19 protein-coding genes and 2 pseudogenes are annotated in these 20,260 nt (G+C 70.0%); 16 read left to right on the forward strand and 5 right to left on the reverse strand.

From position 1 onward, the window contains the following. The first annotated feature begins 81 nt into the window (after positions 1-81). From ACIREE_RS33640 to ACIREE_RS33680, 9 genes are all read left to right on the forward strand, one after another. On the forward strand, positions 82-1,335 hold the full coding sequence (locus ACIREE_RS33640) for a polyprenyl synthetase family protein (RefSeq protein WP_404160815.1): 1,254 nt from the start codon (positions 82-84) through the stop codon (positions 1,333-1,335). Between the two features lie 34 nt (positions 1,336-1,369). Continuing rightward, positions 1,370-2,944: a phytoene desaturase gene (locus ACIREE_RS33645; RefSeq protein WP_404160817.1), complete on the forward strand. Its 1,575-nt coding sequence runs from the start codon at positions 1,370-1,372 to the stop codon at positions 2,942-2,944. Next, entirely contained in the window at positions 2,941-3,969 is a 1,029-nt protein-coding gene (locus tag ACIREE_RS33650; RefSeq protein WP_404160819.1) for a phytoene/squalene synthase family protein, read from the forward strand. Before ACIREE_RS33645 ends, ACIREE_RS33650 begins: the two co-directional genes overlap by 4 nt. Then, on the forward strand, positions 3,966-4,991 hold the full coding sequence (locus ACIREE_RS33655) for a DUF5914 domain-containing protein (protein WP_404160822.1): 1,026 nt from the start codon (positions 3,966-3,968) through the stop codon (positions 4,989-4,991). The genes ACIREE_RS33650 and ACIREE_RS33655 overlap by 4 nt, the downstream gene beginning before the upstream one ends. A 76-nt stretch (positions 4,992-5,067) precedes the next feature. Further along, positions 5,068-5,388 carry a hypothetical protein gene (locus ACIREE_RS33660; RefSeq protein WP_404160825.1) on the forward strand — a complete coding sequence of 107 codons (321 nt, stop codon included), beginning with the start codon at positions 5,068-5,070 and terminating at the stop codon, positions 5,386-5,388. Positions 5,389-5,604: 216 nt separating this feature from the next. Next, positions 5,605-5,967, forward strand: coding sequence for an STAS domain-containing protein (locus ACIREE_RS33665; RefSeq protein WP_404160828.1), 363 nt, complete (start codon positions 5,605-5,607; stop codon positions 5,965-5,967). 109 nt (positions 5,968-6,076) lie between these two features. Beyond that, a complete protein-coding gene (locus ACIREE_RS33670) occupies positions 6,077-6,409 on the forward strand; it encodes an ANTAR domain-containing protein (protein WP_404160831.1) in 333 nt (110 codons plus the stop codon). Positions 6,410-6,452: 43 nt separating this feature from the next. After that, positions 6,453-7,838, forward strand: coding sequence for a mycothione reductase (locus tag ACIREE_RS33675; RefSeq protein ID WP_404160834.1), 1,386 nt, complete (start codon positions 6,453-6,455; stop codon positions 7,836-7,838). A 740-nt stretch (positions 7,839-8,578) separates the two neighbouring features. After that, a complete protein-coding gene (locus ACIREE_RS33680) occupies positions 8,579-9,793 on the forward strand; it encodes a carbohydrate-binding protein (protein ID WP_404160837.1) in 1,215 nt (404 codons plus the stop codon). A 95-nt stretch (positions 9,794-9,888) separates the two neighbouring features. Here the strand turns inward: ACIREE_RS33680 and ACIREE_RS33685 are convergent, their stop codons facing one another. Continuing rightward, positions 9,889-10,326, reverse strand: a complete 438-nt coding sequence (locus tag ACIREE_RS33685) for an STAS domain-containing protein (protein ID WP_404160840.1) — start codon at positions 10,324-10,326, stop codon at positions 9,889-9,891. A 372-nt stretch (positions 10,327-10,698) separates the two neighbouring features. Beyond that, complete coding sequence (locus ACIREE_RS33690; protein WP_404160843.1) at positions 10,699-11,913, reverse strand: mannosyltransferase family protein; 1,215 nt, start codon at positions 11,911-11,913, stop codon at positions 10,699-10,701. A 651-nt stretch (positions 11,914-12,564) separates the two neighbouring features. Here ACIREE_RS33690 and ACIREE_RS33695 point away from each other — a divergent pair. Continuing rightward, complete coding sequence (locus ACIREE_RS33695; RefSeq protein WP_404160846.1) at positions 12,565-13,563, forward strand: D-alanyl-D-alanine carboxypeptidase family protein; 999 nt, start codon at positions 12,565-12,567, stop codon at positions 13,561-13,563. 132 nt (positions 13,564-13,695) lie between these two features. Here ACIREE_RS33695 and ACIREE_RS33700 read toward each other — a convergent pair whose 3' ends face one another. Beyond that, positions 13,696-14,190 carry an Lrp/AsnC family transcriptional regulator gene (locus ACIREE_RS33700; protein WP_404160849.1) on the reverse strand — a complete coding sequence of 165 codons (495 nt, stop codon included), beginning with the start codon at positions 14,188-14,190 and terminating at the stop codon, positions 13,696-13,698. 73 nt (positions 14,191-14,263) lie between these two features. Between ACIREE_RS33700 and ACIREE_RS33705 the strand changes: the two are divergent. From ACIREE_RS33705 to ACIREE_RS33720, 4 genes and pseudogenes are all read left to right on the forward strand, one after another. Continuing rightward, a pseudogene (locus ACIREE_RS33705) lies at positions 14,264-15,112 on the forward strand (EamA family transporter); the annotation flags it as partial. 92 nt (positions 15,113-15,204) lie between these two features. Beyond that, a pseudogene (locus tag ACIREE_RS33710) lies at positions 15,205-15,342 on the forward strand (cupin domain-containing protein); the annotation flags it as partial. 174 nt (positions 15,343-15,516) lie between these two features. After that, on the forward strand, positions 15,517-16,005 hold the full coding sequence (locus ACIREE_RS33715; protein ID WP_404160852.1) for a spore-associated protein A: 489 nt from the start codon (positions 15,517-15,519) through the stop codon (positions 16,003-16,005). Between the two features lie 51 nt (positions 16,006-16,056). Further along, complete coding sequence (locus tag ACIREE_RS33720; protein WP_404160854.1) at positions 16,057-16,974, forward strand: GNAT family N-acetyltransferase; 918 nt, start codon at positions 16,057-16,059, stop codon at positions 16,972-16,974. A gap of 91 nt (positions 16,975-17,065) precedes the next feature. Here ACIREE_RS33720 and ACIREE_RS33725 read toward each other — a convergent pair whose 3' ends face one another. Together ACIREE_RS33725 and ACIREE_RS33730 are read right to left on the reverse strand one after the other, a co-directional pair. Beyond that, positions 17,066-17,272, reverse strand: coding sequence for a hypothetical protein (locus ACIREE_RS33725; RefSeq protein WP_404160857.1), 207 nt, complete (start codon positions 17,270-17,272; stop codon positions 17,066-17,068). Between the two features lie 355 nt (positions 17,273-17,627). Then, complete coding sequence (locus ACIREE_RS33730; protein ID WP_404160860.1) at positions 17,628-18,758, reverse strand: NADH:flavin oxidoreductase; 1,131 nt, start codon at positions 18,756-18,758, stop codon at positions 17,628-17,630. A 164-nt stretch (positions 18,759-18,922) separates the two neighbouring features. Between ACIREE_RS33730 and ACIREE_RS33735 the strand changes: the two genes are divergently transcribed. Next, positions 18,923-19,354, forward strand: coding sequence for a DUF2809 domain-containing protein (locus ACIREE_RS33735; RefSeq protein WP_404160862.1), 432 nt, complete (start codon positions 18,923-18,925; stop codon positions 19,352-19,354). 48 nt (positions 19,355-19,402) lie between these two features. Then, positions 19,403-20,200, forward strand: a complete 798-nt coding sequence (locus ACIREE_RS33740; protein WP_404160864.1) for a thymidylate synthase — start codon at positions 19,403-19,405, stop codon at positions 20,198-20,200. The last annotated feature ends 60 nt before the right edge of the window (positions 20,201-20,260 follow it).

The raw sequence follows: 20,260 nt of genomic DNA on the forward strand, positions 1-20,260 counted from the left end.
CAGTGCATCCGATCACGTGGGAGACAAGGAAAGCCCCAGGACAGCACTTTGCCAGCCCTTGTCACCCCGGAAGGAGCCGACATGCCCGCCGATGCGGCACGAGGAGTCACCACGGCTGTTGCGCCAGACGACGGGGCGGACCGAGCGAGTCACGGTTTCCCGGCGCGCAACGACCACGCGCCGGGCCCGCCGCGTGTGCGGCAGATCGACGCCGAGGTGGCGCCGACGGTGGAACGCCACCTCACCGAGTTGTTGGCACGCCGCGTCGCACAGGCCACCGCGACCCACGCGATCTTCGGCACCGATGTAGCCGAACGCCTGGCGCGCTTCACGCTCGGCGGCGGGCGGCGCATCCGCCCGCAGTTCCTGTGGTGGGGCATGCGCGCTTGCGGCCTGCCCGACGACGAGCAGATCGACGCCGCCCTCCACCTGTGCGTGGCCCTGGAACTCCTGCAAACCTGCGCCCTGGTCCACGACGACGTCATGGACCGGGCGCCCACGCGGCGTAGCCGGCCCTCCCTGCACATCGACTGCGCCGCGCAGTACGCGGCACCCGCGCGACCGGACCCTCACCGGTTCGGTGAAGCAGCCGCGATTCTCATCGGTGACCTCGCGCTGGCCTGGGCCGACGACGAGGCCGGGGCCCTCCTCCTGCCCGGCCGACGCGCCGGCCGGATCCGTGAGACCTGGTCGCGTATGCGCATGGAAATGGTCGCCGGGCAGTACCTGGACATCCAAGGAGAGATCACGCAGACCAGGTCCCGCAGCCAGGCGATCAGCGCCGCGTGCCTCAAGACCGCCCGCTACACCGTGGAACGCCCACTCCAGCTCGGCGCGATCCTGGGCGGCGCGGACGAGACGACCCTGCGTGCCCTGTGCTCGGCCGGCGGCGGCGCCGGTCTCGCCTTCCAACTGCGCGACGACCTCGACGACGTCTTCACCGGCCCCTCCCACCGCGACAAGCCCGTCGGCGGCGACCTGCGCGCCGGCAAACCCACCTACCTGCTCGCCCTGGCCCACTCGCGCGCCGAAGCGGACGGCGACCGGCATGCTCTGCACGTCCTGAACCGCTGCCTGGGCCGGCCGGGCTTCGACGAGACCGATCTGGACGACGTCAGACACGTGCTCGAGCGCACCGGTGCCCGGCGCAGCGTCGAGGAGAAAGTCCACCGCCTGATCGCGCAGAGCATGCGCGAGTTGGACACGGTGCCTCTCGATCCTGCGGCCCGCGTCCACCTGCGGACCCTGATGCACCAGTCAGCCGGGGCCCCCGCGCCGCCGACCGAACCGGAGCGCGGCCGGTCGACCGTCGCGGTCGAAGGAGCGGTCACATGAGAACCGTATGCGGCCCAGTTGAAGGAGCGGCCACATGAGAACCGTAGGTGGAAAGACGGATCACGTGGTCGTCGTGGGCGCAGGCCTGTCCGGCCTGGCGGCCACGCTCCATCTGCTCGGCGCGGGCCGCCGCGTCACCTTGGTGGAACGCGACGACCTGCCCGGGGGCCGCGCGGGACGGCTGGTGCGCGGGGGGTATCGGATCGACACCGGGCCGACCGTTCTGACGATGCCGCACCTTGCCGACGAGGCCTTCGCCGCGGTGGGGGAGCGGCTGCGTGACCGCGTGGAGCTCATCGCGCTCCACCCCGCCTATCGGGCCTCGTTCGCGGACGGCAGCACCCTCGACGTCCACACCGAGGCGGCGGCCATGCAACAGGCCGTCGAGGACTTCGCCGGGCCCCGGGAAGCGGCCGGCTACGCGCGCCTGCGCCACTGGCTGCACCGCCTCTACCAGGCCCAGATGAAGCACTTCATCGACACCAACTTCGACTCCCCGCTGCAACTGCTCACCCCCGACCTGGCCCGGCTCGCCGCGCTCGGCGGCTTCGGCCGGATGGACGCCCAGATCAGCCGGTTCATCAAGGACGAGCGCCTGCGCCGCGTCTTCTCCTTTCAGGCCCTGTACGCCGGAGTTCCCCCGGCCCGCGCCCTCGCGGCGTACGCGGTCATCGCCTACATGGACACCGTCGCCGGCGTGTACTTCCCCCGCGGGGGCATGCACGCCCTGCCGCAGGCCATGGCCGACGCCGCCGAGGCGGCCGGTGCCGAACTGCGCTACGGCCGCAGCGTGGAGCGCCTGGAGCGCACGGGCGACCGGATCACCGCCGTGGTGACCGACGCCGAGCGGATCCCGTGCGACGCCGTCGTCCTCACCCCCGACCTCCCCGTCACCTACCGACTCCTCGGCCGCACCCCGCGCCGCTCCCTGCCGCTGCGCCACGCCCCCTCGGCCGTGATCCTGCACGCCGGGACCGACCGCACCTGGCCCCAACTGGCGCACCACACCCTCTCGTTCGGAGCCGCCTGGCACGGCACGTTCGACGAACTCACCCGCCACGGCCGCCTGATGAGCGACCCCTCCCTCCTCATCACCCGGCCCACGGCGACCGACCCCACCCTGGCTCCCCCCGGTAGGCATCTGCACTACATCCTGGCGCCCTGCCCCAACACCGACATCGGCCCCGGCCCCGCCCACTGGGGCGAGCTGGCACCCCGCTACCGCGCCCAACTCCTCACCGAACTGGAACGGCGCGGCCTGGACGGCATCAGCACCGCCATCGACGAACAGTGCCTCGTCACCCCCGCCGACTGGCACGCCCAGGACCATGCGGCCGGCACCCCGTTCTCCGCCGCGCACACCTTCGGACAGACCGGCCCCTTCCGCCCCCGCAACCTCGTCCGCGGTACCGCCAATGCCGTACTCGCCGGCTGCGGGACCACGCCCGGCGTCGGCGTGCCCACGGTCCTGATCTCCGGAAAGCTCGCCGCCGCCAGGATCACCGGATCCCACACCACCCCGCCGTCCCGCGCCCGTGGCAACCCCAAGACCGATGCGACGTACTGGACCCGCAGGGCCCGTAGGACCCGAAGAGGAGCACCCTCGTGACCGCCCGAGAACTCGACGCCGCAGGCATCACCGACCCGTCCCTGCGCCACGCCTACACCCGCTGCCGCGAGCTCAACGCCCGCCACGGCAAGACATACTTCCTCGCCACCCGGCTGCTCCCGGCCCATCGGCGCCCCGCGGTGCACGCGCTGTACGGCTTTGCCCGCTGGGCCGACGACATCGTCGATTCCCAGGGCAGCCACCGCAACAGCCCGGAGCGCGCCGCCGCGCTGGAGGAACTGTCGACCAGCCTGCGGCACGGTTTGAGCACACGCAGCAGCACCGAACCCGTCGTGCATGCCCTCGCCGACACCGCCCACCGCTACGAGATCGACCCGCGCCACTTCCACGACTTCATGACAGCGATGCGCGATGATCTCACCGTCACGGACTACCCCACCTATGCCGACCTGTGCCGCTACATGCATGGTTCGGCAGGCGTGATCGGACTGCAGATGCTTCCCGTACTGGGTGCCACGGTGCCGCGTACCGAAGCCGAACCCTACGCGGCGGCCCTCGGCGTAGCCTTCCAGCTCACCAATTTCCTGCGCGACGTAGGAGAAGACCTCGACCGCGGGAGGGTCTACGTCCCCGCGGACCTGCTGAACGCATACGGCGTCGACCGGGACCATTTGCAGTGGAGCAGGGACACCTGCCGCCGCGACACCCGCATCACGCGCGCGCTCCGGGCGTTCGAAGCACTGACGCGTGGCATCTACCGGCAGGCGGTACCGGGAATCGCCTTGCTGTCTCCGGTGTCCCGCCCCTGTATCCGCAGCGCCTTCGTGCTCTACTCCGGCATCCTCGATGCCGTCGCCGACGACGGGTACAACGTGCTGCACCGGCGTGCCGTGGTTCCGCGGCGCCGCCGCGCGGTCGTCGCCCTGGACGGCCTCGCCCGGATCATGCACGCCCGGATCCGCCACCGCTCAGCGCCCACGGGGGACTCCCCTCAACCCAGTAACTCCGCCCCCGCGCCTGTCCGGTCGAGGCCGGCCGCTCTCGTGCGCCGGGGGACGGCATGAGCAAGCAGCCCGGGTCACCGAGGTTTCCGCTGGCTCTGCGCAAGAACCCCACATCATGGGAGCGCCAGGAACCCACCTGGCGCGGAGCGCGGCCCGCGGTGATCGACGCGGCTCTGAAACGAGCGCAGGCCCGCCCCTCGGGCAACTGGTACGTCGTCGGAGCCGTCGCCGAGGTACCCCGCCAGGAGCCGCTCGGGCGCACGGTGGCCGGCCGTGAGCTCGTCATCTGGCGTGACGCGCGCGGCGACCTCGCCGCCGGCCCGGGTGCCTGCCCCCACCTGGGCGCCCCGCTCAAGGACAGCCCCGTACGATGCGGAACCCTCGTCTGCCACTGGCACGGCCTCGCTCTGGGCGCGCAGGGACAGCCCGGCTGGCGGACCCTGCCCGTCCACGACGACGGCGTCCTCATGTGGGTGCGCCTGGACGGCGTCGGCGAAGAACAGCCCCTCGACCGGCCGGTCATCCCCCCGCGCCCCGACCCGGCGCGGTCCGTCCACGCTGTCTATACCGGCGTGGGGCGCTGCGAACCCGAAGATGTCGTCGCCAACAGGCTGGACCCCTGGCACGGTGCCTGGTTCCACCCGTACTCATTCGTAGACCTCCAGGTCACCGGCAGCCCCCCGGGCGATGCCACGGACACCGACACAGACACGGACACTGACGCGTTCGTCGTAGAAGTCTCGTTCCGGCTCACCTCGCGGCTGGTCGTCCCGGTCCGTGCCGTCTTCACGGCGCCGGAACCCCGCACCGTCGTCATGCTCATCACCGATGGCGAGGGACGGGACTCGGTGGTGGAAACGCACGCCACACCCCTCACCCCCGAGGGGCACCACGCGCCACGGACAGCGGTCGTCGAGGCGGTGATCGCCACCTCCGAACGCCCCGGCTTCGCCCTCGCGCGACACGCGTCCTTCGCGCTGCGGCCCCTGATGCGTGCGGTGGCAGGACGACTGTGGCGCGACGACCTCGCCTACGCGGAACGGCGCTGGACGCTGCGCACACGCCAGAACCTGCGCTACTGACACGGACAGTCGGCGTCACACCCGGCACTCGGTCCCCGACGGGCGAGGCGTGGCGTGTTCGGCGCAGACTCGTCCTGTGCAGAGGAAGAGCGGCAGTGAGCTGAGCGACGACGGCCATCACATCGTCATCGACGGTCGTAAATGGAGGGCTACGGATCCGTTGGTGCCGGAGGAGGTTGCCGCGGAGCTCCGACGGCACCTCATGGCGGCCCGCCGTGCCGTGCGTGATGCCTTGCGGCAGGCGGATGCCGAGGCCGAAGGCCGGGCACGCGCCCGGGTCCAGATGGCGAAGACCGCTCTCGGCGAACGAGGTGCCGCCTGGTGGGAGCAGTCGGAAGGGAAGCGTAAAGAGCGCTGGGAGGAAGGGCTGAAGCGCCTCGACGAGGAGCAATCCTGATGGCTCCCACCGGAGAAGGCTTACGAAAGGTGACGAAAAGCCCCGGTTCGTTCGATGGGTACGGGGAACCCGTCGATCATGGCGCACACCTGCCCGACGGGGAGTGAACGCGAGGGGAGCGCGCTGTTCCCCTGAGGCGCGCCGAAGAACGCAATGACCTCATCCGACACCTCATCATCCGACACCTCATCCGACCGCGTCACCGGAGTACCGCCCATGACCGAACTGACACTGACCATCGACGAGGAATCGCCGGACGACCGGGTCATGGTGAGCGCCCGGGGCGATCTCGACCTGCACACCGCGACCGGCCTCTACACCAAGGTCGGCGAGCTCCTGACCCGGCACACCTTCGTGTTCATGGACCTGTCCCGCGTCGCGTTCTGCGATTCCTCCGGCTACAACGCCCTGCTCCGTCTGCACCGCCGTGCGCACGAAGCAGGCAGCCGGTTCATCCTCGTGTCCCCGCATCCCACCGTGAGCCGGCTGCTCGCCCTGACCGCCTCCGACGGCGTCTTCGACGTGTACGGCAGTCGGGCCGAGGCGTTCGCCGCGCACCCCGTCGCCCACGACAGCTGACTCACGAGGTTCACCCACGCCGAGTGGAAGGGTTGCACGCCGCCCGAGGTAGGGGGGACGGTGGTGGCACGGTCAGGCCGCTGCCCCCCCGAGACCCCGGAGGCAAGAGTTGACGTCCGACGCCCTGTGGCACAACGCTGCTCCGCAACTGGAGCAGGCCCAAGCGAAGGTCGCGGAGCTGGAAGAAGAAATCGTCCAGCTGAAGCAGGCGGTCACCTCGCACCAGGAGATCGGCCAGGCGATCGGCATCGTCATGGCCGTCGCCCACGTATCCGCTGCCGATGCCTGGGACGCCGTCCGGGAAGTCTCCCAGCGCACCAACATGAAACTGCGGCACGTCGCCTCACTGCTCACGGAGTGGAGCCTCACCGGCAACCTGCCGGCCGAGGTCCGCACCGAACTCGACCGCCAGCTGCGCATGCGGCGCACCGGCTCCGGATGAGGCGGCAGGGTGTGAAAAGCGGGGCGAGGGCTACTGATCCTCTATGACACATCACGATGTTGTTGTGGTCGGTGCGGGCTCCGGGAATGCCGTGATCGACGACCGTTTCTCGCATCTGGACGTAGGGATCGTCGCCGAGGCACCGTTCGGGGGGACCTGCCTCAACGCGGGGTGCATCCCCAGCAAGATGCTGTCGGTCACGGCAGACGTCGCGGACACGGTCCGGGACAGCGAGCGGCACAACGTGCACGCCGAGCTCGGTGGGATCTCCTGGTCCCAGATGCAGGAGCGGGTGTTCGGCCGGCTCGACGCGCAGGCCCGCGAGGGCGAGCAGGGCAGACGCGAAACGCCGTGGGTGACCGTCTACCGGGGGCATGCACGCTTCACCGGCGCCAGAGAGCTCCTCGTCGACACCGCATCCGGCAGTGAGCGTGTTTCCGCGGACCGGATCGTCGTGGCGGCCGGGAGTCGTCCCGTCGTTCCTCCGGCGATCGCCCGATCGGGCCTGCCCTACGAGACCTCCGACACCGTCATGCGCGTGCCGGCGGTGCCCTCTCGGTTGATCGTGGTGGGAGGTGGCTACATTGCCGCAGAGCTCGCGCACGTCTTCTGCACGGCCGGAGCCGAGATCACGGTCATCGAGCACGAGGAACGGTTGCTGGCCCCGCAGGACGAAGCGATCTCCCGGGCCTTCACGGACAGTGTGCGCTCTCGCTGGGATCTGCGGCTGGGCCGGGAGGCGACCGGCGTGCACGGCGCCCCGGGCGACCTCACCGTGACCCTCGACGACGGGACCCGCCTGCGGGGGGACATGCTTCTCGTCGCGGTGGGACGCCGCTCCAACGCGGACTCACTGCACGTCGAGGAGGCCACGATCGCCTGCGACGACCAGGGGCTGATCACTGTGGATGAGCAGCTGCGCACCAGTGCCGCCGGTGTCTGGGCGCTGGGCGACATCACCGACGGCGGGCCCCCGCTCAAGCACGTCGCCAACCGGCAGGCGCAGGTGGTCGCCCACAACCTTCTGTACCCCGACCGTCCGCGTCAGATGTCCTACGATCCGGTCCCCTCGGCAGTCTTCGCGCACCCCCAGATCGGGCAGGTCGGCGTCACCGAGCAAGAAGCCAGAGCGCGCGGCCTCGATTTCGTCGTCGGCCGCCGCGATTATTCGGATGTCGCCTACGGATGGGCGCTGGAGGACACGCAGGGGTTCTGCAAGGTCCTCGTCGAGCGCGGCACAGGCGTCGTCCTGGGAGCGCATGTGCTCGGCCCACAGGCGGCCACACTCATTCATCCCCTGGTTCTCGCCATGGCCCACGGCATCCGCGCCCGTGACGTCGCCGACGGGCCGATGTGGATCCACCCCGCCCTGACCGAAGTGGTCGAGAACGCTCTGCGCGACGCCGTCGAGAAGGCGGATGCGGGATGAAGGGCCGCGCCGGGCCGGACTGATTTCAGACGCGACGCCCACACCCGGCGCCCGACGCGGCCACCGCGCGGATCGCGGAGGAGCTCGACGGCTGTATGGACGTCCTCCCCGCGTCTGCGGCGCCAGGGCCCTTCTGACGGATCTCCGCGGCGTCACGACGCCCGGCACGCCCCCTCACCGCACGGCGCAAAGGGACAGGTGGCTCCGCCACATGACCCTTCACACCGCACGCCGAGGCACGCTTCCCCAAGCTCTCAACTCCGTTCGAGCAGGGGAGACCCCACTACGCCGCTCCTTCTCCCACGGAGATCCGTCAGAAGGGCCCTAGTCGTTCGGCACGTCAGGCTCTGGCAACCCTTGCCACGCCTGAACTGCCATGAGAGCCACCTCGTCCTGCGACGTCCCTGGCTCGACCTTGAGTGACACCACGAGGCCATCCGGCAACATGGCCACACGCGACTCCGAAGCCGGTTCCTGCTCCCATTCGTCCGACACGACGACCCCTCTCACGAGGCTGCGGGGAACCCTCGAGTGCCCGAAGGCCATCACGCCATGCACCCGCCACGCCACCAACCGCGGCAACGACAACGACAACGGCCCCGCCCCGGTGAGCCCCCCGAGGCAAAGAGAGTGCATGGACCAGCCCAAGGCATTCTTTGGTCCAGTCCAATCCGTTGACGTGTTCGTCCCTGCTCACGAAGCTGTCTCGACTCGACTTCCCCCCGAGCAGGAGGCACAGAGTGAGACGACTTCGCGCATGCCTGGGCGCGGCCACCGCCGTCACCACCGTCGCGCTTGCCACGACCGCGTTCGTGGCGGCCAACGCATCAGGCGCGTCAACCGACTTGAGCAGCCGCTGGTACGCCGCGGCCCCCTATCTCATGCCGCTCGACAACGACCCGCCGGACGCGGGCGCCATCATGGACGCCACCGGGCTCAAGGCCTTCCAGCTCGCCTTCGTCCTGGCGCCCAACGGCGGTGGCTGTTCGCCGACATGGGACGGTACGGCCGCGGTGTCCTCCGACACCGCGGTCAAGTCGGTGATCGACGCGATCCGCGCCAAGGGCGGCGACGTCTCCGTGTCCATCGGCGGCTACGGCGGAACCAAGCTCGGCCAGGCCTGCTCGGACGCCGCGTCCACCGCGGCGGCGTATCAGCAGGTCATCACCAAGTACGGCCTGCGCGCGATCGACTTCGACCTGGAGGAGCCCGAGTACGAGAACACGGCGGCCATCAAGAACGAGATCGGCGCCGCCAAGATCCTCCAGCAGAACAACCCGGGCCTCTACGTCTCCGTCACCACGGCGGGCACGGCGGACGGCACCGGCTGGTTCGGCAAGCAGATGCTGCTGGAGGCCAAGTCCCAGGGCTTCACACCGAACAACTTCTCCATCATGCCCTTCGACGGCGGCTTCAACGGCGCGGCCTCGCAGACCGGCGCCCTGACGAACTTCAACCAGATCCTGCAGTCCACCTTCGGCTGGGACCAGGCCACCGCCTACGCCCACGAAGGCTTCTCCGGTATGAACGGCCGTAGTGACACGGGCGAAATGTTCACGCAGGATGACTTCCGGACGGTCCTCGACTACGCGACGAATCACCACATGGACCGGTTCACCTTCTGGTCCCTCAACCGTGACCGCCAGTGCTCCCCGCCCGACAACGGCAGCCGCACTTCCGGCACTTGCTCGAGCGTCGCGCAGAACGCCTGGGACTTCGCCACGTACTCGGTGCAGTTCGCCGGTGCCACCCCGCCCGCCACGACGCCGCCCCCGACCGGCACCCCGACCCCGCCGGCCACGGGCTGCACGGTCCAGTGGAGCGCGACGGCGGTGTACACCGCGGGCAACGAAGTCAGCTACAACGGCCACAACTTCAAAGCCAAGTGGTGGACGCAGAACGAGAAGCCCGGCGCCGCCGAGTGGGGCCCGTGGCAGGACGAGGGCGCCTGCTGACCGTTGGCCCGCAACCCGGCGGCGTCCCTGTCGCCGCCGGGTTGCGGCCAGTCTCCAGATCGACGCGCTCGCTGTCGACGGGCCTGCGGCCGCGGTTACCCGGGGCTCTCCGCAGGCGCGGAGCCGTCGTCCCGAGCTGCGTCCTGGGGCGGCTCGTGGGCGGGCAGATGCAGGTCGTGCAGGGGCAGTTGGCCCTGCAGGACGCTGCGGGACAGCGCATCGTGCACGCAGCGGCTGGGGTTGGCCAGGGTGAGGCTGCCGCCGGCGTGGTGGATGGCCTGGCGGATGCCCAGGAGCGTGTAGAAGCTGGCCTCGTCGCAGCGGGTCACCGCGGACAGATCCATGATGAGGTGACGGCTGCCCTCGGCCAGCACCTGCGAGGTGAGCTCGCACAGCGCGGGAATGCTGCCGGTGTCGAGTTCGCCGTCCAGGTCCAGGGTCATGAAGTAGTCGGCTGTGATGGGGGTGCGCTTGAGCGCCATCCGCAGGCCCTGGCTCCGCTGCCGGTCCGTTCCGCCGGCCACCCCGCTCACGCCTGCGGGACGGTGCGTTCGGCCGGATCCGTGGTCCGGGCGGGGCAGCGGGGCTCGGTGCCGACCGCGCTGCGATTGCGGTCGTAGAGGCGCCGGGCGGCGGCACCGGGTACGTCAAGCCGACGTGCACGGTACAGGCGCTTTCCCGCCCACCCCGGCACTACGGCATCGCACCTCACCGCGTCCGGCTCGACCTCCACCGCCGATCTGTGCATCCCAACCCCCAACGGGAGAAACACGCCAATCGTCCCACCGGAGAGCACGCCCGTCTTCACATTGGGGATACAGCGCCCTTATGAGATAAGGGCCCCAAGCCGGCGACAACGTCCGCGCGGCACGCGCCGTGCCCCTGACTGGCGGGAGACGCCTCCGTCACAGTGGCTGCTTACCCAACACCACCAGATACGCGCCGTACGTCAGGGACACCGCGGTCAGCATCCCTGCCACGGCCAGCACTTGTCCCCGCCGCGCCCACCAGCCCCGCACCATGGCCCGCGCCACCGGGATCAGCAGCGGGAATGCGGGCAGCAGGAAGCGGGGCTTGGAGGCGAACGGGCCCGAGGCCAGCACCACCAATGTCACCAGCGCACCCGCGTACACCACGAGCGCCAGCGGCGCCCGGTCCAGGCACAGCAGTACGAACAGCAGCACACTCACCACGACGATCACCAGCGCCAGGGGATACCCGACCTTGCCTCCGTTCAGGAACAGCCCGCGCAGGAAGTCCAGTTCCTGCACACCGAAGTCGAACCGGGAGTTCCAGGCACTCTGCACCTTGAGGTATCCGTGCGGTACGTCGCCGGTGCGCGATCCCACCCAGAGCACGTATCCCACCCAGCCCACGGGCGCCAGGAGCGCACCTGCCCACAGCCCGGCGGGCACCCGGCCGCGGCGGCGGACCACCTGGTGGAGAGCCACCACCAGGACCGTCGCCGCGAGGGCGTACCCGCTGGGCCGGGTCAGGCCCGCGAGCGCCGCCAGCGCACCGGCCGCCGGCCAGTGGGACGTGAGCAGGGCGTACAGGCACCAGGCGGCGAGCGCGCAGAACAGCGGTTCGGTGTAGGCGAGGGTGAGGACGACCGAGTGCGGAAGCATCGCCCATAAGGCGACGGTCACGGTGGCGACGGCGACGCCATGGACATGATGCGCGACCGCGTACACGCCGTACGCCGCCGCCAGCGCCGCAGTCCACGCCACCACCAACGCGGCCTGGTCGACGGAGAGTCGCAACACGGTGGCGACGGCTCTGATCAACGCCGGGTAGAGGGGGAAGAACGCCCAGTCGGTCTGCAGCAGTCCGGCGGCCGTCTCCCGCGAGTGGTGCCCGTACCCGTGCTGCGCGATGCTCAGGTACCACTTGGAATCCCAGGAGTGGGACAGCGACTTGGAGAGGGAGCGCCCCACCGCGTGGTCGAACGCGGCCACGACGGCGAGACCCGCGAGGCGGACGGCGGCGAACACGGCGATGGCGCGCAGCACGCCCGGCGGCTTCGTGAACCACAGGCCCGCAGGCCCGGACACCGTCCGGGCCTGCACCGCCCGCGTCTCAGCGGCGTCGTCGTCGGGACGTCGGACGATCGAGGACATAAACACGATCGGCAGGATCTCCCGCTCGACGTACCGGAACAATGAAAATTCCGGCTATTTCGGTAGGGGTGGAGCGAGTGATCGCCCACGGGGGAGTCGCGGTGGCGGGTGAGGGTGCAGCCGATGGTGGGGAAGACCGGGAAGCGGATGCTTTGCCGCTCGTAGCTGCGGTGAAGGCGGCGGCAGCCGGTGAGGCAGGTCCTGCTGCGCTCGATGGCCCGGCGGTGACGGCCTGGTTACTTCTGTGAAGTCTCAACTCACCTGCTGGAGAGCCGGCGTGATGTGAGGTGCCGCAGGGGGAGTCGTTGCAGAAGACGGCAGTTGTCGTAGGCCTGGTCGGCGCAGAGCTTGGCGGGATGCCGACGGCGGGGCCCGCCCGCGCACATCGCGACGGTGACGGCCACGCGGGTCGGCCGGGACACGTAGCCCGCCAGAGGCGGGTGTGGTGGCGCGGCGGTCTCGGATGGGTGCGGTGTGCACGTCACGCCATGGGATCTGCCAGTCGTCTGCACGACATCTCCATGCCCGTGAGCCCTGTTACCCGGCTATGACATTGCGATCTTGAAATGGCTGTCAACGCGCAAGTAGGTTCGATATGCAATGACTTTCCGTTACAAGCCGGCGTCCGTACGCCGGGAGAAGGGATGCCTTATGGGTTCCCACGCCCGTCCCAACCGGATCCACCGGACGGGGGCCCGGATCGCGACGGTCGCTCTGTTCGGGGCCGTCCTGCCGATCACCGCTGCGGGCCTCGCCGAGGCGGCCACCGCAACCACCACGCACTCCGCCGAGGAGACCGAGGCGAGCGGCGAGGCCACCACTCCCGCGAGTCAGAACCAGGGCGCCCTGGACACGAGAGACCAGGCCGCCCCTACCATCAAGGCCGACCACGCCTTCCTGCTGGACGCCCGCGACGGCAGCCAGGAGCGGGAGATGTGGGCCGGGCCCAAGGCCGACGAGAGCGTGTCGATGGCCAGCACAACCAAGATCATGACCGCCTTGGTGGTGCTCAAGCACCCGGAGTGGCTCGACCGGCAGATCACGGTGAAGCAGTCCTACCGGGACTACGTTTCGGCGAACGGTGCCAGTACGGCCGACCTCCAGGTCGGCGACACGCTGACGGTCCGGCAGTTGCTGCACGCCATGCTGCTCCCGTCCGGGGCGGACGCCGCGATGGCTCTGGCCGACAGCTTCGGCGCCGGGGACACCGAGGACGCGCGGATCGCCGACTTCGAGAACCAGATGAACGCCGAAGCGCAGCAACTGGGCATGACCGGCACGCACTTCGACTCCTTCGACGGTATCTCGCACGGAGACAACCGCAGCACCGCCCGCGATCTGGCCAAGCTCGGCCAGCGCGCGATGCTGCAGCCCGTCTTCGCCGACGTCGTGAAGGACAAGCAGTTCAAGACCGAGGCTCCGGCGGCCAACGGTCACACCCGGTACTACACCTGGAACAACACCAACGACCTGCTGAGCACCTACGACGGTGCCCTGGGCATCAAGACCGGCAGTGGCGCGGAGGCCGGCTACTCCCTCGTCTTCGCCGCCAAGCGGGACAACCGCACCCTGGTCGGCGCGATCGTCGGGGCCGACCAAGAGGTCTTCGACGACGCCACCAAGATGCTCGACTGGGGCTTCGCCCACTGACACTGACGAGACAGCCCCCGGTTGTCCGTGCCGCACGGCGTACCCCCGCCTGCCCCGATCGCGGGCGAGCGGGGGTCTTTGTGTCGCAGGCGCGTGAATCGTAAAACGGGGCCCCGAAGCGGAGCCGGCCGGTCAGCGGGCTCTGCGGGCGAAGCGGGGGCGATCGGGCCCGGCCGGCTCGATGCAGCGGGACTGGACGTGCTCGTAGGCCATGGTGGTCTGCACGTCGGCGACTTCTCTGCGTTCGGTGAGCCGGTCGATGACGAAGGCGTACACGCCGTCGACATCGGCGACGGCGATGTGCAGAAGAAAGTCGTGCGTGCCTGAGGTGACGAACAGACCGATGACCTCCGGCAGGCGTGCGGCCCATTCCCGGAACCCCTCGATGACCGGACGGGCCGGGGGCCGGATGCGCACCGAGATGAGCGCCTGCACGGGCCGGCCGGCCGCGTCGAGGTCCAGGACGGCGTGGTAGCCGGTGATCACGCCGCGCTCGCGCAACAGCCGTACCCGCTCGAGCGAGGTGGAGGGGGAGACCCCGGTCTTGGCTGCGAGGTCGCGGTTGGTCTGCCGTGCATCGTTCTGCAGCTCCCGCAGAAGAGCCAGGTCCAACGCATCAAGTTCCATATAACCGACCCTACGGCGTACGAAATGCGGCTCTCGGCCGTGTTGCTTGGAATATTGCCTAGTGTCGCCTGCTATGGAGACACGAACGAACGGTCCGCTGCTCGGTGCGGGCCTTGTACTTGGCGCGGCTGTGCTGTGGGGCACGGTCGGCCCCGCTCAGGTGCTGGCGTCCAGCCCCATGGCACCGGCGGCCCTGGGAGGCTGGCGGCTGCTTCTGGGCGGGCTGATCCTGGGGATCTTCACCGTCCGCCGGACCACCGTGCGGGCCCTCGCCTCGGGCACAGTGGTGCGCCCCCTGCTGATCTGCGCCGTGTCTACGGGCGTCTTCCAGGCGGCCCTCCTGTCCTCGGTGGCGCGGACGGGGGCGGCCCTGGCCACGGTGGTCGCCCTGGGCATCGCCCCCGCGGCGATCGGCCTGTGTGCCCGGTGGGTCACCGGGGAGCGGATGACGGCCGTTTGGATGGCCGGCACCATCGCGGCCGTCGGCGGCTGCGTCCTGCTGCTGGCGCCGGGGAGCGCGGGGGTGGATGCGCTGGGCCTGCTCCTGGCCGTGGCGGCCGGTGTTTGTTACGGCCTGTACACCGTCTATGCCAAGAAGCTGGCTGCTGTCGTTCCCCCTGCCCAACTGCCGGGGCTCGCCGCGCTTTCCCTGATCGCAGGAGCCCTCCCCCTGGCCCCCTGGATGATCAACAGCGCAATTTCCGAGCAGCAGGGCGCCACCTTCGCGCTGATCGTCTGGCTGGGCGTGGCGACCACCGCCCTTGCCTATTGGTTGTTCACCACGGGACTCACCCAGGTGCGCGCGACCACGGCAGGAACCCTCAGCCTTGCCGAGCCCCTGGCCGCTGCGCTGATCGGCGTGCTCCTGCTCCACGAGCACCTCTCGCCGGTGGCATGGGCCGGGGGCGCACTGATCCTCGCCGGAATGATCACCATGTGCCTGCCGCCGCGGTTCTTCCCTCGCTCCGTACGGATGCCGCGGGCTTCTCGCGACAGGCGCATCACGTCGTCGTGCGGGCCATGTCGGAGTCCTTCTACGTCCTGTCGGGAGAACTGGAGCTCTACAACGGTGAGAAATGGGTGACCGGCCGCGAGGGAGACTTCCTGTACGGCCCGGCGGGCGGGCTGCATGCCTTCAAGAACGTGTCGGACGCAGCGCGGAACTGAAGGCGTTTCGGGGAGCGGTGCAGTGACAGAACAGTGACAAAAGAGGCCACAACCAACCCCCGGGGCCCCTGGTCTGATCGGGTGTGGGGCGGACGGCAGTTGACCGGCCGGACGCACCGCCCGACATGCATGCACGACCACATCGCAGGGGGAACAGTAATGAAGCTCGTTCGTCACGCAGCCGCCGTCGCCGTCGTTGTCACCGGTGGCGCTCTCGCCCTCGCGGCGCCCGCATCCGCATCGGCGCCCGTCGCCGCGCCCGCGTCCGCCAAGGTGGCCCCGGCCGAGGCAGCGTCGGAGGCCCCGGTCGCGAAGTACAACGGCGCCTGCGGCGCCGGGCACACGGTGATCGACTCCGCCAACATGGAGAACCTCGGCACCACCTTCCTCACCTACAACAAGACGACCGGCGAGAACTGCGTGGTCACCGTGCGCACCAAGCCCGGGGCCGCAGTGAACATGTTCGCGAGGCTCAGCTCCCGGACCGGGGGTACGACCACCGACCGCGGCCAGTTCACCACGTACGCCGGGCCCGTCTACCTCGAGGCCCGCGGCGAGTGCGTCACCTGGGAGGGCGGCATCACCACGTACTCCACGAAGGGGACCGGCCACTGCGGTTCTCTGACGGCCGGGCGGTCGGTCGGCTGAGTCGCTACCTGACTCGTTGGCCGTTCTCCATTCTCTGACTAGAGTCAGAGAATGGAGAACGAGCTGGTGGAGCAGGTCGAGCAGGTCGAGCAGGTACGACGCTTCAACCGCGCGGTCGCGGAGCGCGTGGGGGTGCTGCATGACCAGTACCTGGGCGGCGCGCGCCCCTATGGGCAGGCGAGGCTGCTCTGGGAACTCGGCGGCGATGGCGTGCACGACGTGCGCAGCGTGCGGGACCGGCTGGGCCTCGACTCCGGTTATGTGAGCCGGCTCTTGAGGGCCCTCGAGCGCGACGGCCTGGTCGCCGTCGAACCCCACCCCCGTGACCGCCGGGTCCGCACGGTGCGGCTGACCGGAACCGGGCAGAGAGAGCGCGCGCATCTCGACGACAGAAGTGACGCCCTCGCCCTTTCGCTCCTCGAACCCCTCGACGCCGCACAGCGGGACCGGTTGACCTCGGCCATGGCGGAGGTGGAACGACTGCTGACCGCCTCGGTGGTCTCCCTGGAAGTACTCGATCCCGACCATGCGGACGCCGTGCGCTGTCTGCGGTCCTACGCTGCCGAACTCACGGAGCTGTTCGAAGGTGGCTTCGACCCCGCGCACAGCCTGCTGCCCGATCCGGGCGAACTGCGCCTGCCCCGCGGCCTGTTCCTCGTCGCGCGGCTGCACGGCGAGCCGGTCGGCTGCGCCGGACTCAAGCTGCCGTCCGGCGCGCCCGCCGAGATCAAGCGGTTGTGGGTCAGCCCTCGTGCCCGGCGGCTCGGCCTGGCCCGGCGCCTGCTGTCGGAGCTCGAAGAACGCGCCGCCCGGCACGGCAGCGACCGGGTGCGGCTCGACACCAACAAAGTTCTGGAAGCCGCCACGCGTCTCTACCGCACCAGCGGGTACGACGAAGTGGCCGCCTTCAACGACGAGCCGTACGCCCACCACTGGTTCGAGAAGCGGCTCACCGCTGGACCGCGGTAGGCCCGGGAGAGTGCGAGCGCCCGGTCGGTCGCCAGTGGTCTCACTCGGCCGCGGGGCCACACCAGGAGTGGCCCCGCTCGGCCGTGTATTCCTACTCGTAGGGCATGACCGCGGGATATCCGTACTGCCAGGTCCGTACCCCCTGTTCGCCTGGGATGGGGTCCGGTGTGCTCGGCCCGGTGAGGTTGTGACAGGTGGTCAGTTCGTAGGCCAGGGCGAGTACCGCTTGGGGATCGGCGCCTTCCAGGGTGAGACGTACGAGGTCGGGCCGTTCGAGGTGGGTGTGGTCTGCGGTCATGTCAGTGGCGACGCCTGTCGTCCGCTCCTGGTTCGGCCGGTGGCAATACGTCCCCCGATCGGGGCACGGAAGGGAGTTCCGGGGCGCCGTCAGCCGGCTCCGCGAGCGGGCGCGGACACCGTGCGGCCGCGTAATCGGGCGCAGGCGCACGTCACCCGACAGATGGGAAGCAGACCCGCGGGCCGGCGCGAACGTGCCACTTCGGCGCCGGCCGGCTGTATACGGCACGACCAGCACGCCGACGTCGGCGGACCGGGCCGGGGGGGGGCGGGCCGCGCCCCCCCCCCCCCCCCCCCCCCGGGGGGGCCGGGGGGGGGGGGCCCCCCCCCCCCCCCCCCCGGCCCGTCGACACCGGCTAGCTCAGGGTCTTGAGCGCCGCCGCGGCGTCGTACGGCTTCAGTTCGTCGAAGCGGCCCGCCAGGACCTTTGCCGCCCACTGCGGGTCCTGGAGCAGGGCGCGTCCGATGGCGACCATGTCGAACTCGTCGCGCTCCAGGCGGTCCAGGAGGTCATCGATGCCCTTGACCTCGGAGCCCTTGCCCGCGAAGGCGCCGATGAAGTCGCCGTCCAGACCGACGGAGCCCACCGTGATGGTCGGCTTGCCGGTGAGCTTCTTGGTCCAGCCGGCGAGGTTGAGGTCCGAGTCGTCGAACTCGGGGTTCCAGTAACGGCGGGTGGAGGCGTGGAAGGCGTCGACACCGGCCGCGGCGAGCGGGTTCAGGATCGCCTCCAGCTCCTCCGGGGTCTCGGCGAGCCGCGCCTCGTAGGCCTCCTGCTTCCACTGCGAATAGCGGAAGATCACCGGGAACTCGGGGGAGACGTTCGCGCGGATCGCCGCGACGATCTCGGCGGCGAACTGCGCGCGGGCCACCGGGTCGCCACCATAGGCGTCGCTGCGGCGGTTCGTTCCGGCCCAGAAGAACTGGTCGAGCAGATAACCGTGGGCGCCGTGCACCTCGACGCCGTCGAAGCCGATGCGCTCGGCGTCCTTGGCGGCCTGCGCGAAGGCACCGATGACATCGTCCAGGTCGGCCCGGGTCATCGCCTTGCCCATGCCCTCGGTCCCGTCGATACGGAGTCCGGAGGGGCCGACGGGCGGGGCGTCGGCGAAGGGCGGCTGGCCCGGCTTGCGCACCATGCCGATGTGCCACAGCTGCGGCACGATCGTGCCGCCCGCCGCGTGCACGTCCTCGGCGACCTTCGTCCATCCGGCCAGCTGCTCCTCGCCGTGGAAGCGCGGCACCCGGTCGCTCTCGCCCGCCGATGCGTGGCCGACGTACGTCCCCTCGGTGACGATCAGACCCACGCCCGCCGCGGCACGCCGGGAGTAATAGGAGCGGACGTCGTCGCCGGGGATGCCGTCCGGCGAGAACATGCGCGTCATGGGCGCCATCGCGATGCGGTTCGGCACGGTCAGACCGTTCAGGGCGACGGGCCGGGACAGGATCTCGGCCGCGCGGGAGACGGGCGACACAGCGTCAGTCACAGAGTGCTCCTTATAAGTACCAGTCGGTATGTGCACAGGCATGTAATCCCCTGCGGCAACCGCCCCGCTCACCCGTGCATTCCATCGCTACGGGTGAACCGGCCTGTGATCCCGGCCACGGGGTGGGCAGCGCTGTTCTGCGCGCCGCACGTAAGGTGCCGGTGATGAGCAGACGGTGGTGGGCTTTCGGCGGAGCGGTGGTGACCGTCGCGGCAGGCCTCGGCGTACGGTCGTGGACCGGCGGGGTTTTCGCGAAGTACGCGGGGGACGCCCTCTATACGGTGCTGGTGTGTGCTGCCGTGGTCATGCTGGCGCCCCGGCTGCGGCCCGCCGTCGCGGCCGGCGTCGCGCTGGCGTTCAGCTGGGCCGTGGAGCTGTGGCAGATCGCGGGGATCCCGGCCGCGCTGCAGCCGCTCCTCGGGGCTACCTTCAACGCGCCGGATCTGTTCTGGTACGTCGTGGGAGCAGCACTGGGGTGGTGTATCGCCGGGCGAGGAGGGGGCCACCGGGCTCGGCTCCGCCCGCGCAGGCCCGAACTGATCCCCGCCCGTGAGTGGCAACCGGGTGGGGAACAGCCCAGCACTCCGAGGTCCTGACCTGCCTCGGCGACCATCCCTCAGGCGTGGACAGTAGACTCGACGGTTGTGGCGGACACCCAGTACGAAGACCTGTTGCGGTTGGCACTCACCTCCGGGACGGCCAAGGCCGACCGGACGGGGACCGGCACCCGGAGCATCTTCGGGCACCAACTGCGCTACGACCTCTCGCAGGGGTTCCCGCTCGTCACCACCAAGAAAGTGCACCTCAGGTCCATCGTGTACGAGCTGCTGTGGTTCCTGCGCGGTGATTCGAACGTCGGCTGGCTGCAGGAGCACGGCGTCACCATCTGGGACGAATGGGCCGACGGGAACGGTGAACTCGGCCCGGTCTACGGCGCGCAGTGGCGCTCCTGGCCCACCCCGGACGGCAGCCACATCGATCAGATCAGCGAAGTGCTCAGCACGCTGCGCAGCGACCCGGACTCCCGCCGGATGATCGTCTCCGCCTGGAACGTGGCCGAGCTGACCAAGATGGCACTCGCGCCGTGTCACGCCTTCTTCCAGTTCTACGTCGCCGACGGCAAGCTCTCCTGTCAGCTCTACCAGCGCAGCGCGGACCTGTTCCTCGGTGTCCCGTTCAACATCGCCGGCTACGCCCTGCTCACGCGCATGGTGGCGCAGCAGACAGGCCTGGAACCGGGTGACTTCATCTGGACCGGCGGCGACTGTCACATCTACGACAACCACGTCGAGCAGGTGACCGAGCAGCTCTCGCGCTCCCCGTTCGAGTTCCCCACGCTGCGTCTGCGCCGGGCCGACTCGCTCTTCGACTACGCCTTCGCCGATGTGGAAGTGCTCGGCTACCGGCATCACCCGGCCATCAAAGCCCCGGTCGCGGTGTGAAGGTCGGGCTGCCCCGGGCGTAACGCGCGCTCAGGCAGCAGAAGTTGAGGCCCCCGCGAT

Origin of the sequence: Streptomyces sp. NPDC102467 (genome assembly GCF_044765445.1) — a bacterium.
GTDB lineage: Bacteria > Actinomycetota > Actinomycetes > Streptomycetales > Streptomycetaceae > Streptomyces.

Coding starts and splice junctions, on each gene's coding strand:
- ACIREE_RS33640 (WP_404160815.1), top strand. CDS start 82: ATGCCCGCCGATGCGGCACGAGGAGTCACCACGGCTGTTGCGCCAGAC.
- ACIREE_RS33645 (WP_404160817.1), top strand. CDS start 1,370: ATGAGAACCGTAGGTGGAAAGACGGATCACGTGGTCGTCGTGGGCGCA.
- ACIREE_RS33655 (WP_404160822.1), top strand. CDS start 3,966: ATGAGCAAGCAGCCCGGGTCACCGAGGTTTCCGCTGGCTCTGCGCAAG.
- ACIREE_RS33665 (WP_404160828.1), top strand. CDS start 5,605: ATGACCGAACTGACACTGACCATCGACGAGGAATCGCCGGACGACCGG.
- ACIREE_RS33675 (WP_404160834.1), top strand. CDS start 6,453: ATGACACATCACGATGTTGTTGTGGTCGGTGCGGGCTCCGGGAATGCC.
- ACIREE_RS33690 (WP_404160843.1), bottom strand. CDS start 11,913: ATGTCCTCGATCGTCCGACGTCCCGACGACGACGCCGCTGAGACGCGG.
- ACIREE_RS33695 (WP_404160846.1), top strand. CDS start 12,565: ATGGGTTCCCACGCCCGTCCCAACCGGATCCACCGGACGGGGGCCCGG.
- ACIREE_RS33700 (WP_404160849.1), bottom strand. CDS start 14,190: ATGGAACTTGATGCGTTGGACCTGGCTCTTCTGCGGGAGCTGCAGAAC.
- ACIREE_RS33715 (WP_404160852.1), top strand. CDS start 15,517: ATGAAGCTCGTTCGTCACGCAGCCGCCGTCGCCGTCGTTGTCACCGGT.
- ACIREE_RS33720 (WP_404160854.1), top strand. CDS start 16,057: ATGGAGAACGAGCTGGTGGAGCAGGTCGAGCAGGTCGAGCAGGTACGA.
- ACIREE_RS33725 (WP_404160857.1), bottom strand. CDS start 17,272: ATGACCGCAGACCACACCCACCTCGAACGGCCCGACCTCGTACGTCTC.
- ACIREE_RS33735 (WP_404160862.1), top strand. CDS start 18,923: ATGAGCAGACGGTGGTGGGCTTTCGGCGGAGCGGTGGTGACCGTCGCG.